The 12,894-nt window shown below is 60.8% G+C and carries 11 protein-coding genes; 4 read left to right on the top strand and 7 right to left on the bottom strand.

All coding sequences use genetic code 11. The features are described from left to right. Positions 1–312: 312 nt before the first annotated feature. Positions 313–753, bottom strand: a complete 441-nt coding sequence (locus HYE77_RS01110) for a hotdog fold domain-containing protein (RefSeq protein ID WP_008435232.1) — start codon at positions 751–753, stop codon at positions 313–315. A gap of 145 nt (positions 754–898) precedes the next feature. Here HYE77_RS01110 and HYE77_RS01115 point away from each other — a divergent pair, with 145 nt between their 5' ends. Further along, positions 899–1,516, top strand: coding sequence for a TetR/AcrR family transcriptional regulator (locus tag HYE77_RS01115; RefSeq protein WP_032899370.1), 618 nt, complete (start codon positions 899–901; stop codon positions 1,514–1,516). Positions 1,517–1,529: 13 nt separating this feature from the next. Here HYE77_RS01115 and HYE77_RS01120 read toward each other — a convergent pair whose 3' ends face one another. Then, on the bottom strand, positions 1,530–1,979 hold the full coding sequence (locus tag HYE77_RS01120) for an Rrf2 family transcriptional regulator (RefSeq protein ID WP_008435227.1): 450 nt from the start codon (positions 1,977–1,979) through the stop codon (positions 1,530–1,532). Positions 1,980–2,123: 144 nt separating this feature from the next. Between HYE77_RS01120 and HYE77_RS01125 the strand changes: the two genes are divergently transcribed. Further along, entirely contained in the window at positions 2,124–3,011 is an 888-nt protein-coding gene (locus tag HYE77_RS01125; protein WP_177068277.1) for an NAD(P)/FAD-dependent oxidoreductase, read from the top strand. A gap of 2 nt (positions 3,012–3,013) precedes the next feature. Here the strand turns inward: HYE77_RS01125 and gudD are convergent, their stop codons facing one another. Then, positions 3,014–4,363: a glucarate dehydratase gene (gene gudD / locus HYE77_RS01130; RefSeq protein ID WP_003207434.1), complete on the bottom strand. Its 1,350-nt coding sequence runs from the start codon at positions 4,361–4,363 to the stop codon at positions 3,014–3,016. Between the two features lie 10 nt (positions 4,364–4,373). Next, on the bottom strand, positions 4,374–5,723 hold the full coding sequence (locus tag HYE77_RS01135) for an MFS transporter (RefSeq protein ID WP_177068278.1): 1,350 nt from the start codon (positions 5,721–5,723) through the stop codon (positions 4,374–4,376). Between the two features lie 287 nt (positions 5,724–6,010). Between HYE77_RS01135 and HYE77_RS01140 the strand changes: the two genes are divergently transcribed. Beyond that, positions 6,011–6,721: a FadR/GntR family transcriptional regulator gene (locus tag HYE77_RS01140; RefSeq protein ID WP_008435219.1), complete on the top strand. Its 711-nt coding sequence runs from the start codon at positions 6,011–6,013 to the stop codon at positions 6,719–6,721. Between the two features lie 6 nt (positions 6,722–6,727). Here HYE77_RS01140 and HYE77_RS01145 read toward each other — a convergent pair whose 3' ends face one another. Next, a complete protein-coding gene (locus tag HYE77_RS01145) occupies positions 6,728–7,570 on the bottom strand; it encodes an alpha/beta fold hydrolase (protein WP_177068279.1) in 843 nt (280 codons plus the stop codon). Between the two features lie 288 nt (positions 7,571–7,858). Between HYE77_RS01145 and HYE77_RS01150 the strand changes: the two genes are divergently transcribed. Next, complete coding sequence (locus HYE77_RS01150) at positions 7,859–8,446, top strand: LysE family translocator (RefSeq protein ID WP_177068280.1); 588 nt, start codon at positions 7,859–7,861, stop codon at positions 8,444–8,446. Between the two features lies 1 nt (position 8,447). Here the strand turns inward: HYE77_RS01150 and HYE77_RS01155 are convergent, their stop codons facing one another. Together HYE77_RS01155 and HYE77_RS01160 are read right to left on the bottom strand one after the other, a co-directional pair. Continuing rightward, complete coding sequence (locus HYE77_RS01155) at positions 8,448–9,272, bottom strand: AraC family transcriptional regulator (RefSeq protein ID WP_177068310.1); 825 nt, start codon at positions 9,270–9,272, stop codon at positions 8,448–8,450. Between the two features lie 63 nt (positions 9,273–9,335). After that, on the bottom strand, positions 9,336–12,779 hold the full coding sequence (locus tag HYE77_RS01160) for a hypothetical protein (RefSeq protein ID WP_177068281.1): 3,444 nt from the start codon (positions 12,777–12,779) through the stop codon (positions 9,336–9,338). Positions 12,780–12,894: the final 115 nt, after the last annotated feature.

The raw sequence follows: 12,894 nt of genomic DNA on the forward strand, positions 1-12,894 counted from the left end.
GGTTTCGCTCTTACAGCGAGTCACTTTGCAAAAGCCGGAATGCCGGCCCAACCCAAAGTAAGTAAAGGGAGCTGCCTCCGCCGCTTTATGTGGGAGCGGGCTTGCTCGCGAAAAACCTGAGAGCGCCACGTTGAATCAGGATACCCACGTCATCGTTAACGACCTTCGCGAGCAAGCCCGCTCCCACATTTGGACCGTGTCCGCCTTTGATTTTGCGGTTGCTTCACCCCACTCAAGTCGGCTGGTAGGCCGCTGTGAGAGCGCAACCCGATAGCGGCCATAACCGCAGCAACGGATATGCCCCCAACCCCATCACCCCAATTTCACATTCATAATAATCCGCGCGGTAAACACCAATTTCCCCTCCGCATCCAGCATCTCCACCGGCACCACCTTGTCACCCGCCGTTTGCCAGTCGATACCTTCGCCATTGGCCGTCGCCGTCACGCTGCTCTTGGCCTTGGCCAGATACTCCACCGTCATCCCCTTGGGAATCCACCGCGCACCCGCCGGCACGGAAACGTCCGTCATGGTACCCGCCGCCAACTCCGCAGCGTTGCACATGGCAATGGCATGCACGGTGCCCAGGTGGTTGGTGATGGCCTTGCTGAACGGCACTTCCACCGAGGCAAACCCCGGACGCAACTGGGTCATCAACGGATTGATGGTGCTGAAGTAGGGCGCCATCTGGCACGCCAGTTTGCTGAACGCTTCGGGGCCAACGCTGTTGAACATGCTCAGGGCCTGACTCATGGTGCTGCCTCGCTGATTAAATGAATTTTACGGAATATTGTTCCGTTACAGAATAATTTTCTGTAACGGAACAGTATTCTGCCCATGGGAAATCTGTCAAGCTGCCCGGGCTTGTTCTTCTTCACTGACTGAGTTCCTGTTCAGCATGCAAACCCCGGATCTGCTTCAGCGTTGCTTCCCTGGCCGAAGGGCCGAATTGAAGCGCGATATCTTCAAGGCAGCCCTGGACCTGTTCAACGAGCAGGGCCTTGAAGCCACCACCATCGAGATGATCCGCGCGCGCTGCGATACCAGCGTCGGCGCCATTTATCATCACTTCGGCAACAAGGAAGGCCTGGTCGCCGCGCTGTTTTTTACCGCGCTGGAGGATCAGGCCGAATTGCGTGGGCGCTACCTTGAATCGGCCAAAACGGCGAAGGAGGGGGTGTACGCACTGGTCCACAGCTATGTCGATTGGGTAGACAGCGAACCGCAGTGGGCGCGCTTCCAGTACCACGCGCATTTCGCGGTGACCAAGGGCCCGTTCGCCGCTGAACTGGAAAGCCGCAATCAGGCGCGCAATGCGTTGCTGAAGGAGTGGATGGTGCTGCCTGGACGGGGTGATCAGCTCAGCCAGGTGCCCGCCGAACTCTTGCCATCACTGATCATCGGCCAGGCCGACAGCTACTGCCGTGCCTGGCTGGCCGGGCGCTCGGCCAGCAGCCCTCGGGTGTACCGGGAAACCCTGGCCGAGGCAGCGTGGCGCTCGGTGGGCGGCGCTTAGGGCGTCGCGTGCATCACGCACAGGGTGCGGGCGTTATCGCCACCCGATAGCGCTCGTCAAAATCATCCGCCAACTGTGCCAGCGTCACCTCTCCCAAACGCTGCAGCAGCAACGCCTGGGCATCGTCAAACGCCTGGTTCAGCGCCGCATTGACGGCCTGTTCCACCAGGCATTGCGGATGATCGGTGGACAGGCCGACGGCAAAGATCGACGACGTGCCAAGGGCATTGTGGATGTCCAGCAGGGTGATTTCACTCAGCGGCTTGCCCAGCATCCAGCCGCCCTGATGGCCTTTTTCCGAACGCACATAACCTTTCTCCTTGAGCAGGCCCAGAGTGCGGCGTACCACCACCGCGTTGGTACCAAGCATCTGCGCGATGGTCTCCGAGGTGGCGCGTTCCTCGTGGCGGCCCATGTGGATCAGCACATGGAGCATGCGCGAAAGCCGGGTGTCGTTTCTCATCTGCAAGCCTTTGGATTTCCTGCTCGAAAGTATCGTTCGTAACGATTGGAGTTGCGAGACGCTTGACGAGGTATTTTTATGTAACTTATGGTGTGTCGTGAGTGCCCGGCAACCGATGCAAGGGCCACCAGAGAGGTCATCTTCATGGTTTACGACGTGATTATCGTCGGCGGCAGCTACGCCGGAATGTCCGCCGGGCTGCAACTGGCGCGGGCTCGGCGCAAGGTGCTGGTGATTGACGCCGGGCAGCGGCGCAACCGGTTTGCGGCCACTTCCCACGGTTTCCTCAGCCAGGATGGCCAGCCGCCGGAGCTGATCGCTGCCGAAGGGCGAGGGCAGTTGATGGAATATCCGACGGTGACCTGGGTGCAGGACACCGCCGTTGAAGCGACTCGAAACCAGGATGGCTTCGTGGTGCAAACCCGTTGCAAGGGTGAGTTCAACGCTAAACGCTTGATTCTCGCTACCGGCGTGGTGGATGAGTTACCCGAGGTCGAGGGGTTGAAGGAGCGCTGGGGCAAGCATGTGTTCCATTGCCCGTATTGCCACGGCTATGAACTGGATCAAGGCCGCATCGGCGTGCTGGCGACGTCGCCACTGGCCATGCATCACGCGATGCTGCTGCCGGACTGGGGCACCACCACGCTGTTTACCAACGGCGCATTTGTGCCGGATGCCGAGCAGCAGGCGCAACTGGATCGGCGCGGGGTCAGCGTCGAAAGCTCGGCGGTGCGGCGGATTGTCGGTGAGCGGGCGGATGTGGAATTGGCAGACGGGCGGATGATCGTGCTGGACGGTATTTTCACCCTGTCCCGTACGCGCATGGCCAGCCCATTGGCCGAGCAGTTGGGCTGTGAGTTTGTCGACGGGCCGACCGGGCCCTACCTGCTGACCAACGAGACGCGCCAGACCACCGTGCCCGGTGTGTTTGCCTGCGGCGATGCCAACCTGGCCGGCGGCTCGGTGGCGCTGGCGGTCGGCGAGGGTGTGCGCGCCGGGGTGGGCGCGCACTTTTCGATGATCTTCAACTGAGGTCAGCGCACCAGGCACGGCCGCTTGTTATCGAACGTCCAGCCCGGAATCATGAACTGCATCGCCACGCTGTCATTGCGCGCACCCAGGCCCATGCCTTTGTACAGTTCATGGGCGTGGGCCACGGCGTCCATGTCGATGTCCACGCCCAGGCCCGGTTTGGCCGGCACCTTGATGTGGCCGTCGACAATCTTCAGCGGAGCCTTGGTCAACCGCTGGCCGTCCTGCCAGATCCAGTGGGTGTCGATGGCCGTGATTTCCCCCGGCGCGGCGGCGGCCACCTGGGTGAACATCGCCAGGGAAATGTCGAAGTGATTATTGGAGTGCGAGCCCCAGGTCAGGCCCCATTCGTGGCACATCTGCGCCACGCGCACCGAGCCCTGCATGGTCCAGAAGTGCGGGTCGGCCAGGGGAATATCCACGGATTGCAACTGGATCGCATGCCCCATTTCACGCCAGTCGGTGGCGATCATGTTGGTGGCGGTGGGCAGCCCGGTGGCACGGCGGAATTCGGCCATGACTTCGCGCCCGGAGTAACCGTTTTCCGCGCCGCAAGGATCTTCGGCATAGGCCAGCACATGATGCTGGTCGCGGCACAGGGCGATGGCTTCTTTCAGTGACCAGGCGCCGTTGGGGTCCAGGGTGATGCGCGCATCGGGGAAGCGTTCGGCCAGTGCAGTCACCGCCTCGATTTCGTCGCCGCCGCGCAGTACGCCGCCTTTGAGCTTGAAGTCATTGAAGCCGTATTGCGCCTTGGCCGCCTCTGCCAGACGCACGATGGCTTCGGGCGTCATGGCCTGTTCATGACGCAGGCGGAACCAGTCTTCGGCATCGTCTTCACTGCGATAGGCCAGGTCGGTTTGCTGGCGATCACCGATGTAGAACAGGTAGCCGAGCATCTTCACCGCGTCGCGCTGCTGGCCTTCGCCGAGAAGGGCCGCCACCGGGACTTCGAGGAATTGGCCGAGCAAATCCAGCAGTGCGGCTTCCATCGCCGTGACGGCATGGATGGTGATGCGCAGGTCAAACGTCTGCAAACCCCGGCCCGCCGAATCCCGCGCGGCGAAGGTCTGGCGCATGGCATTGAGAATGCTCTGGTACTGGCCGATGGGCTTGCCGATCACCAGGCTGCGGGCGTCTTCCAGGGTCTCGCGGATGCGTTCGCCGCCGGGTACCTCACCGACGCCGGTACGGCCGGCGCTGTCGGTAAGGATCACGATGTTGCGCGTAAAAAACGGCCCGTGGGCACCGCTGAGGTTGAGCAGCATGCTGTCGTGGCCGGCCACCGGGATGACTTGCAGGCCGGTAACGACCGGGGCGCTGTTGGCGTGGTGCTGGTGTTCTGTGTTCATCGTGTAGTCCTTATTTGCTCAAGACGGGGGCGGGTTGCAGCACGCTGCTGGTGGTCGGGCCGGGCAGTGTCCTGGCGAAAAACACCAGGATGGCCGCAAGGATCGAAGTGCCCGCCAAGCCATACAAACCGCCCTGGATCGAGCCGGTGGTCTGTTCCAGGAAACCAAAGGTGGTGGGCGCGACAAACCCGCCGAGGTTGCCGATGGAGTTGATCAATGCGATCACCGCCGCGGCGATGCGTGCATCCAGGTAACCCTGGGGAATCGGCCAGAACAGCGAGGACGCCGACTTGAAGCCGATCGCCGCGAAGCAGATGGCGATAAAGGCAAAGATCGGCCCGCCGGTAGTGGAAAGGAACATGCCGACGGCGGCGATCAACAGTGCCGCAGCGACCCAGGCTTGCTGGAACTTGAATTTGCCCGCCAGTGCCGCGAAGGCGTACATCGCGATGATCGAGATCAACCATGGGATGGAGTTGTAGAAACCCACCTGGATGTCGCTCAGGTCGCCCATCTTTTTAATGATGCTCGGCAACCAGAAAGTGGCGGCATAGATCGTCAGTTGGATGCAGAAATACAGGGCGCAGAACAGCATGATCTGACGGTCCTTGAGCAGCTTGCCCAGGGTCGGCTTGACCGTGGTGGCGGCGTCACGCTCGCGCTGTTCGCGGTCGATCTCGCCCACCAGCGCATCCTTTTCTTCAAGGCTGAGCCACTTGGCGTCGTGGGGCTTGGAGTCCAGCCAGAACCACACGAAAAAGCACAGCAGCACCGACGCCATGCCTTCGATGATGTACATCCACTGCCAGCCATGCAGGCCCAGCCCGGTGATTTGCAGCAGCACGCCGGACAAGGGGCCGGAGATCAGCGAGGCGAGGGCCGAGCCGCTGAGGAAGATTGCAATCGCCTTGCCGCGTTCGACGCCGGGCAGCCAGCGGGTGAAGTAGTAGATCACCCCGGGAAAGAAGCCCGCTTCGGCCACGCCCAGCAGAAAGCGCAGGATGTAGAAGTGGGTTTCGTTCTGGATGAAGGCCATCAATGTGGCGGTGATGCCCCAGGTGAACATGATGCGGGTCAGCCAGATGCGCGCGCCGACTTTTTGCAGGAGCATGTTGGACGGCACTTCGAACAGCGCGTAGCCGATGAAAAACAACCCGGCGCCGAAGCCGTAGGCGGCCGCACCAATGCCCAGGTCGTGCTCCATATGGGTACGCACAAAGCCGATGTTGACGCGGTCGATGTAGTTGACGATGAACATGATCACGAACAGTGGGAGCACATGGCTCTTCACCTTCTTGATCGCGCGGGTCAGGACCGGGTCGGTGGCAGGCGCAGCTGTCGCAGGGCTGGAAGGGGTCACGGGTCAAACTCCCACTGATTATTGTTGTGCGGGGACGTATTTGGGTTGTCAGAGATGTCTGACAACTTGATAGACATCATACAACTGCATTTTCAGAGATGGCAACCCTTTGTAGGAGCGAGCTTGCTCGCGAAAATCGTCAACGATTACGAGGTTTTGTGCAATGTTTGCGCTGCGACGGGTTTTTTCGCGAGCAGGCTCGCTCCTACAGGTATTTGTTTGTTGTCATACAAGTAAGGGCTTGCAAGAATGCTAGTATTGCCAGGCGCCCCTGAACGGAATTCCTGATGCAAAACCCCAGCTCGGCACCTCATCGCAAGCGCTCCCCGGGCCTTGCCCACGACATCGTCACCGCGCTGACCCAGCAGATTCTCCTGGGGCAGATGGCGCCGGGTGAAAAGCTGCCGTCGGAGTCGGCCATCGTGGGCGAGTACGGCGTCAGCCGCACGGTGGTGCGCGAAGCGCTTTCCAAATTGCAGGCCGCCGGGCTTGTGGAAACCCGCCACGGTGTCGGCACCTTTGTGCTGGAGCGCGACGAGCGCCACGGCCTGCACCTGACCCACGACACCGCCGCCAGCGTGCGCGGCATTCTTGAACTGCGCATGGGCCTGGAAACCCAGGCAGCCGCCCTGGCAGCCTTGCGCCGTACCGATGAACAACTGCAGCAGATGCGCCAGGCACTGGATGATTACCAGGACTCGCTGGCCAACAACGACAGTGCCGTTGAGCCTGACGTGCGCTTCCATCGCCTGATCGCCCAGGCCACTGGCAATACCTATTTTACCGACGTGATTTATCACCTGGGCCACTCGGTAATCCCACGCACCCGGATCAATGCCGAGGAACGCGGCGACGCGGACCTGATGGAACTGGGGCGCTTGGCGAACCTTGAGCACGAGGCGATCCTGAAAGCCATCCGCCGCCAGGACCCGGACGCGGCCCGGGCCGCCATGCTGTTGCACTTGAGCAACAGCCTGGAGCGGATGACCGGAGAGTAGGCGGGGCTATTTGCTGTCCAGGAAGTCCAGCAGCGCGGCATTGAACAGCGTCGGGTCCTGCAGGAATGCGAAGTGGCTGGTGTTCGGCAGAATCAGCAGGCCCGCTCCCGGAATAGTCGCCGCGATGTATTCGGTGTGTTCACGCTTGATCGCCTCATCGTGGTCGCCGTCGACAATCAGGATCGGAGTCTTGATGGACGCCAGTTGCGCGTCGGTCCAGTTGGGTTGGCTGGCCCACATATGGCTGATCTGCTCGACGAAGGCGTCGTACTCTTTTGGCGTCGGCGAGTGCCTGGCGTACTCCTGGCCGGCGCGTTCGATGAAGGCGGCGAAGGTCGGATTTTTCTCTACGCCATCCTTGACCCCGGAGGTCTGGGTGTTGGCGGCAAAGGCAAACACCTTGCCGATACGGTCGGGATGGCGCAGGGCAAGATCGATACCGATGATTGCGCCGTCGCTCCAGCCGACGATATCGGCGCGGGGGATTTTCAGGCTGTCGAGTACGGCGACCACATCATCGGCCATCAAGTCGTAACCGAAGGGGTTCTCGTCCCGGGAACTGCGCCCGTGGCCACGGCTGTCGAGGCTGATGACCGTGTGTTTGGCGGCCAGCGCCTTGACCTGGTTGCCCCAGTAATCGGAATTGGACAGGCCACCGTGCAGCAGGATGACCGGCGAACCATGCCCGGTCTTGGTGTAGTAGACCTTGATGCCATTGATGGCGGCATAGCCGGTCTTGGCCCCCGCAATCGGCGCCGGGGTGGGCGGAAGGGTTTCCCAGCGTTCCGCGGCCTGAACCCCGGAGAGGGACAGCAACAGGCAGGCAGCTGCCAATAAGCGACGTGACATGGCGATTCCTTTTTTGTGAGCAGGTTGAGGTCATCCGGCCAGATGTGCGCTCGACTCTAGCACCGTGCCTACCTTGGGAAACACGCATTTTTTCCTATCAAAAACGCCCTTTGGAAAGAGAAAAATACAGTTATATCAATGGAATAAATTTGTCTTTTGCAGCGGGTGGGCTAAGGGTTTCAACTGATGGTTTTTTCGGTCATTCCCGGCAGGGGCATTTTCTTCAATACCGCGATCCATCTTCTCCTTAAGGTTCAGCTCATACCCGCACAACAAAAAGGAATTGCAATGAGCTTGATCATTTCCATGGCCGCTTTCGCTTTGGCCACCTCCATCACGCCGGGACCGGTGAATGTGGTGGCCATCAGTTCGGGGGCGCGCTTTGGGTTTGCCGCCAGTCAAAAGCACGTGGCTGGAGCCGCGTTGGGATTCACCTTGCTACTGGTGCTGATTGGCCTGGGGCTGCATGAGGTGCTGGTGCGCTGGCCGCTGCTGACGCAGTTGATTCAATGGGGCGGGGTGGCCTTCCTGTTGTACATGGCCTGGAAACTGGCCGTGGACAATGGGCGCCTGGACGCTGAAGGCACGGCCGCGGCGCCGTCGATGCTCTATGGGGCGATCATGCAATGGCTCAACCCCAAGGCCTGGCTGGCGTGTGTGGCAGGCATGGGGCTGTTTGTCGCCGATGGCGATGCGCAGCAAGTCTGGCTGTTTGCGACGATCTACCTGGTGATTTGCTACTTGTCGGTGGCGTGCTGGGCGTACGCCGGGACGTTCCTGCGCCGCTACCTGAGCAATCCCCAGGGCATGCGCCTGTTCAATCGCTCGATGGCCGCCTTGTTGGTGGCCAGCGTGGGGTATCTGCTGCTGGCCTGAGTCAGCCGCGATATTGCCCGGGCGTCGCCGCCAGGTGCTGTTTGAACGTGCGCTGGAAATGCGCCTGATCAGAAAAGCCGGCCGCCAGTGCGACGTCGGCGATCAACTGGCCGCTGCGCAACTGGGTGCGGGCAAACTGAATGCGGCGATTGACCAGGAATGCGTGGGGCGTCATGCCGTAATACTGCTTGAACGCACGAATCAGGTACGACGGCGACAGTTCAGCCTCCTGGCAAATGTCTTCGAGCTTCAGGGCCTCGGTGCAATGTTCGCGGATATAGTCGGCGGCCCGCTCCAGCTTGTGATTGACCTCGCGCACCGGGGTCTCCGACGGGTTGAGGCGTTGTTGCACCTCGGTGAAAAAACTCACCACCGCACTCTGCTTGTGCAGGTGTTCGGCGTGGTTGTCCACCAGCACCTCATACAGCTCGTTCAGCCCGCGGTACAGCGCGACATCCGTGCTGTGGGTGGCGGTGAACGGACGAAAGTCCTGGTCCTTGCTGAAACCCAGCTGATGCTGCAGGTCGGTCAGCCAGGCCGTATCGATATACAGCATGTGATAGGACCAGGGCAGATCATCAATGGGGTTGCAGGCATGGACATCCCCGGGATTCATCAAGACCACGGTGCCGGTGCTGATCTTGAAGGTCGATGCCCCATGGATGTACAGGCTCTGCCCGGCCGTGATCGCGCCGATGGAAAAGTGCTCGTGGGCGTGGCGGGTGTAGCAGACCTTCCGCCCGTCGGCGATGGTGCGAGCCTCAATGAACGGCAGGCGTTCGTCGCGCCAGAAGGACGGGGCAGTCGGTTCGAGGGGCGGTCGCATCACTACAAGTCTCACCGGGAAACAATGCAGTGAATGATTACACAGAAACCGGCCTGCAACGTTTCATTTCATGGTTTCGGGTTCCATTCTGCGCAGGAAACCGATCCGCGGATCTACGCCGTTGATGGCGTCTGCCAGGGAAAGGGGTTGCTTCGCCGCCGCTCGCGCCTCATCGGCGCCTACCAGCAAGTGCTGGTCAATCACGATGCTGGCAATGGCCAGGCTGCGTGGCGAGGTGAAGGTGTTGGGTACCACAGGGCCCGGCCCATAGACGGCAGGCAGCTCGGCAAAACGTTGGGCAATGACCGTCGCGTGTTGCTGCCCGTTGGGAATGGTGCCGCGCGCGTACGCTGACCAATCGATCGGCAGCGGGCTGCCTTGGGTATTGCCGGTGCGCAGGGCCTGTTCGAATATTTGCAGGGTCAGGCCCGGTAATGGGGCAACCTTCAGTTGCTTTGGGAGAAATTCGTAGAAGCGCTTGTCGCCGGCGTACCTGCACAACACCAGCACCCCGAATCTCCCGATGCCCGATGTCTGCCCGCCAGCACTGGTGCGTGACGTTTGCAGGCGATGGAATTCCAGGCTGCCATATTCCATGCCTTTACGGCTAAGCAGGGGCAGTTGTGACATCCAATACACGATCGACTGTAGCAGCGCGGCGCGCACCGCCGTGTAGCGCTTCTCGAACTCGGCCGCGAAAGTGGAATGGATTGACCCCAACTCATCGAACCGTGACGCCATGCTGGCGAAATCAACGTCCTTGAGGGGCGAGCGCCATTGCGTTGTGCCTTTGGTCAGCTTGCCTGCCATGTGCAACTGAACCAGGGAAACGGCGGTATTGGCGGCGATATCCGGCTCCGAGCGGTTACCAGTCCTGGCCTGCCATTGTATGACCATTCGCTCCAGATCGGTGCTACCGGCAAACACCCGCTGAAGATCCTGCAAGGCTATCTCATACAGGCTGGTATGCCCGTTCTTCTTCAACTCGGAACTGATCTGCAACTGGTTGAGCTGCTCGTTCAACGCGGCAATGGCGCGATTCTTCTGCGTGGTACTGTGCCCATCAACGTTTTTGGCCAGTACTCCGTTGGCCACGGCCCAGTCGACGATCGGCAGACTGCCTCGGCGAACCCGGCGGGAGGGCATGATGAAGTAGATCACCGCCATGAAGTCGGTGAAGCGCATGGCCCGTGATGCACCCGGTGTTTCAGCTTCGATCAGGTCCACGTATTGCTTGAAATGTACCCAGGTATGGGAACTCATGTACGACACCTCATCAGGGATGTCCCGCACCAGGAATTCCGGGGCGATGCCCGCCAGCAACAGGTGCGCGGCCATGGGTACGGCGCTGGTGCGCAGGACCTTGAACTGGACCATGGCTTCTACGGCGTTACGGACTTCATGGAAGGTCAGGCCCCAGTTGTAGGAATCGGTCAGGTCATAGCCGGCGACAGTGGCCCGCTGCTTACCAGCATTCGCGTCCAGGCTGAGAATCAGTGCGGCAAACAACAGTGCGTTTCTGCTGGCACGGGTGTTTGCAGCGCTGGCGTGTTCACCGTACCAGCCCACGGTTTCCGATAGCCGCGCGGCCAGTGCCTGGGCCGGGGGCGATGCCAATAGTTGGTGCAGCAGCAGATCAGCCTCGGCGCGCACCTGGTCACGGTTTTTTTCGCCGACGATTGTTTCGCTCAGGTAGTCGAACAGTTTTACGTCCTGGTTGGGCAGGAAGGCGGCGACGGTCTGCAGCACCTGTTTGCGTTGCGCCGCCAGCAGTGGCATCACCTGCAATGCCCGCCAGTAGTTGCCGTGGCGTGGCTGTTTGGTTGTCGGGATGCGCAGGATGCGTGCCGTGGCATGGGCTTCGTCACGGGTAGCCGGTAGCGCCATCTGGTAGAGGTTGAGTAACTGGCGCAAGCTGACCTGGCCATTGGTGCTGATGCGCCCGCCGGATTGGCGGGCCAGTTCCAACAGGGGGTCGGCCATCGAGGTCAGGCTTGAAAGCGGTGTGTCCGCACGGGTGAGTACCTTGGGCGCATCGTCCAGCGCGTAACCACTGAGTTCGCCGTCCGCGTTCAGTACATACACCCGGGCAAGGTTAAATTGGCGGGTGGCGCTCACGCGTTGAAAGGCCGATTCCTGGCGCAAACCTGCGAGCAGTTGCGCCCCTTTGTCCACCAGCATGGCAAAGGGCGAGTCAGCCGCCAGGTTGAACGTCATGTCCAGGGTGCTAGTGAGCTGCGTATCGAGGGTGATCGACTTGAGTGCTGCTTGCATGGTGTAACGGTCATTGAGGACCGCGATATGGCGCATGTGTTTGCTGACGGCCACCAACGAGTGGGCGGCCGAGCTGACATAGGGAAACGTCGCTGCGCTGGTGGCGCGCAGTTGTTCCACCAGGACCTGAACGTCCCCTGCACTGGCAGGACGGGGTAGCCGATACGCCGTCATCAGCGCGGCCAGGCTGAGGCTGGCGTCCGGCAATATGTCGGTATGGGCGAGATTGGCCAGGCGCTCCAGCTCATCCCATTGCTGATTCAGCGCTGAGTTGTTGGAGCGATCCAGAGGTGAGGTATTGGCCTCGCGGCCGTCGGTCACGGCGATCACTACTTTTTGGTCGACGGAATAGCGGTAAGTGGAGGCAGCGCCTTGACTGGCAGGGTTGAGGCTCGCGAACTCTTCGCCCTGCGTCACGGCGTAAAGCAGCTGTGCCGCGTACTTTAAGGTGCTCGACAACATTGAGTCCGAGTCCAGCGTGCATCGTTGCAGGTAGAGCTGCAGCCAATCGAAAGGCGGGCTGCCGTTTGTACTTTGTTCCAGGAGCGTCTGCAGCGCATCGGCCAGTTGTTGGTAATCCCGCTGCTCTTCGGTCAAGCGCTTGCGCAGGGTGGATTTGAGCCGCCCGCTTTCATCGACACCGGGCAGCGTGTCGAGGGTATGGATCTCTTCGAGAATCACCTGAGCCTGCAAATGATTGGTCGGTAACGGGTAGCCATAGAAGGGCAATACCAGGTTCAGAGGCAGTGTCCTCGAATGAGGTTCGACGAGGTTTTCCATGAATGGCAAGCCGGCGTTGACCGTATCGATAATCTGCACCACCTCCAGGATCGGATTCGCGACGCGCCACCAATCAGAGTCTTTGTCCAGGGTGAAGGTGTACGGTGTTTTGACCGTGCCTTCCAGGATCGTGGCCTGCAGATCGCCGCCCCGAAACACCAGGCTCGCCAGTTCCAGGTCATGGCGTGAGGCCCACTCACGGAAGGCCGGGCGGCCGATGGCGTCACAGAAGAGCCGCACCCAGCGACCGAGCATGGTATTTTCCGGCACGCTGATCAAGATGGGTTCGGTTGCCGGGGTGGTGCCTTGGGCAACCAGTCTGATCAAACCGGCGATCAGTTCGGCGATCAGCACTTGATCGTCCTTGAGGCGCAATGCCTGGTGCTTGATCAGGTCCAGGGCGGAGGGAGAAATATTCTTCAACAGGTGGGACAGAAAGGGTAAGTCATCCATGGCGTTCAGGCTCTGTGCAAGGTCGCCCACGTGCTATGGGCGACCGGAGCCTGCATCGTCGGATGGGCCGGGCCAGAACAAAAGACGTACCTTCCTGACGGGGTGTAGCCCGAGT

The organism is Pseudomonas sp. IPO3774 (assembly GCF_013386835.1).
Lineage (GTDB): Bacteria > Pseudomonadota > Gammaproteobacteria > Pseudomonadales > Pseudomonadaceae > Aquipseudomonas.

Excerpts from the sequence above, each read along its gene's own strand:
- HYE77_RS01140 (WP_008435219.1), top strand. The coding sequence starts at position 6,011 with ATGCAAAACCCCAGCTCGGCACCTCATCGCAAGCGCTCCCCGGGCCTT.
- HYE77_RS01160 (WP_177068281.1), bottom strand. The coding sequence starts at position 12,779 with ATGGATGACTTACCCTTTCTGTCCCACCTGTTGAAGAATATTTCTCCC.
- HYE77_RS01125 (WP_177068277.1), top strand. The coding sequence starts at position 2,124 with ATGGTTTACGACGTGATTATCGTCGGCGGCAGCTACGCCGGAATGTCC.
- gudD (WP_003207434.1), bottom strand. The coding sequence starts at position 4,363 with ATGAACACAGAACACCAGCACCACGCCAACAGCGCCCCGGTCGTTACC.
- HYE77_RS01145 (WP_177068279.1), bottom strand. The coding sequence starts at position 7,570 with ATGTCACGTCGCTTATTGGCAGCTGCCTGCCTGTTGCTGTCCCTCTCC.
- HYE77_RS01110 (WP_008435232.1), bottom strand. The coding sequence starts at position 753 with ATGAGTCAGGCCCTGAGCATGTTCAACAGCGTTGGCCCCGAAGCGTTC.
- HYE77_RS01150 (WP_177068280.1), top strand. The coding sequence starts at position 7,859 with ATGAGCTTGATCATTTCCATGGCCGCTTTCGCTTTGGCCACCTCCATC.
- HYE77_RS01120 (WP_008435227.1), bottom strand. The coding sequence starts at position 1,979 with ATGAGAAACGACACCCGGCTTTCGCGCATGCTCCATGTGCTGATCCAC.
- HYE77_RS01115 (WP_032899370.1), top strand. The coding sequence starts at position 899 with ATGCAAACCCCGGATCTGCTTCAGCGTTGCTTCCCTGGCCGAAGGGCC.
- HYE77_RS01155 (WP_177068310.1), bottom strand. The coding sequence starts at position 9,272 with ATGCGACCGCCCCTCGAACCGACTGCCCCGTCCTTCTGGCGCGACGAA.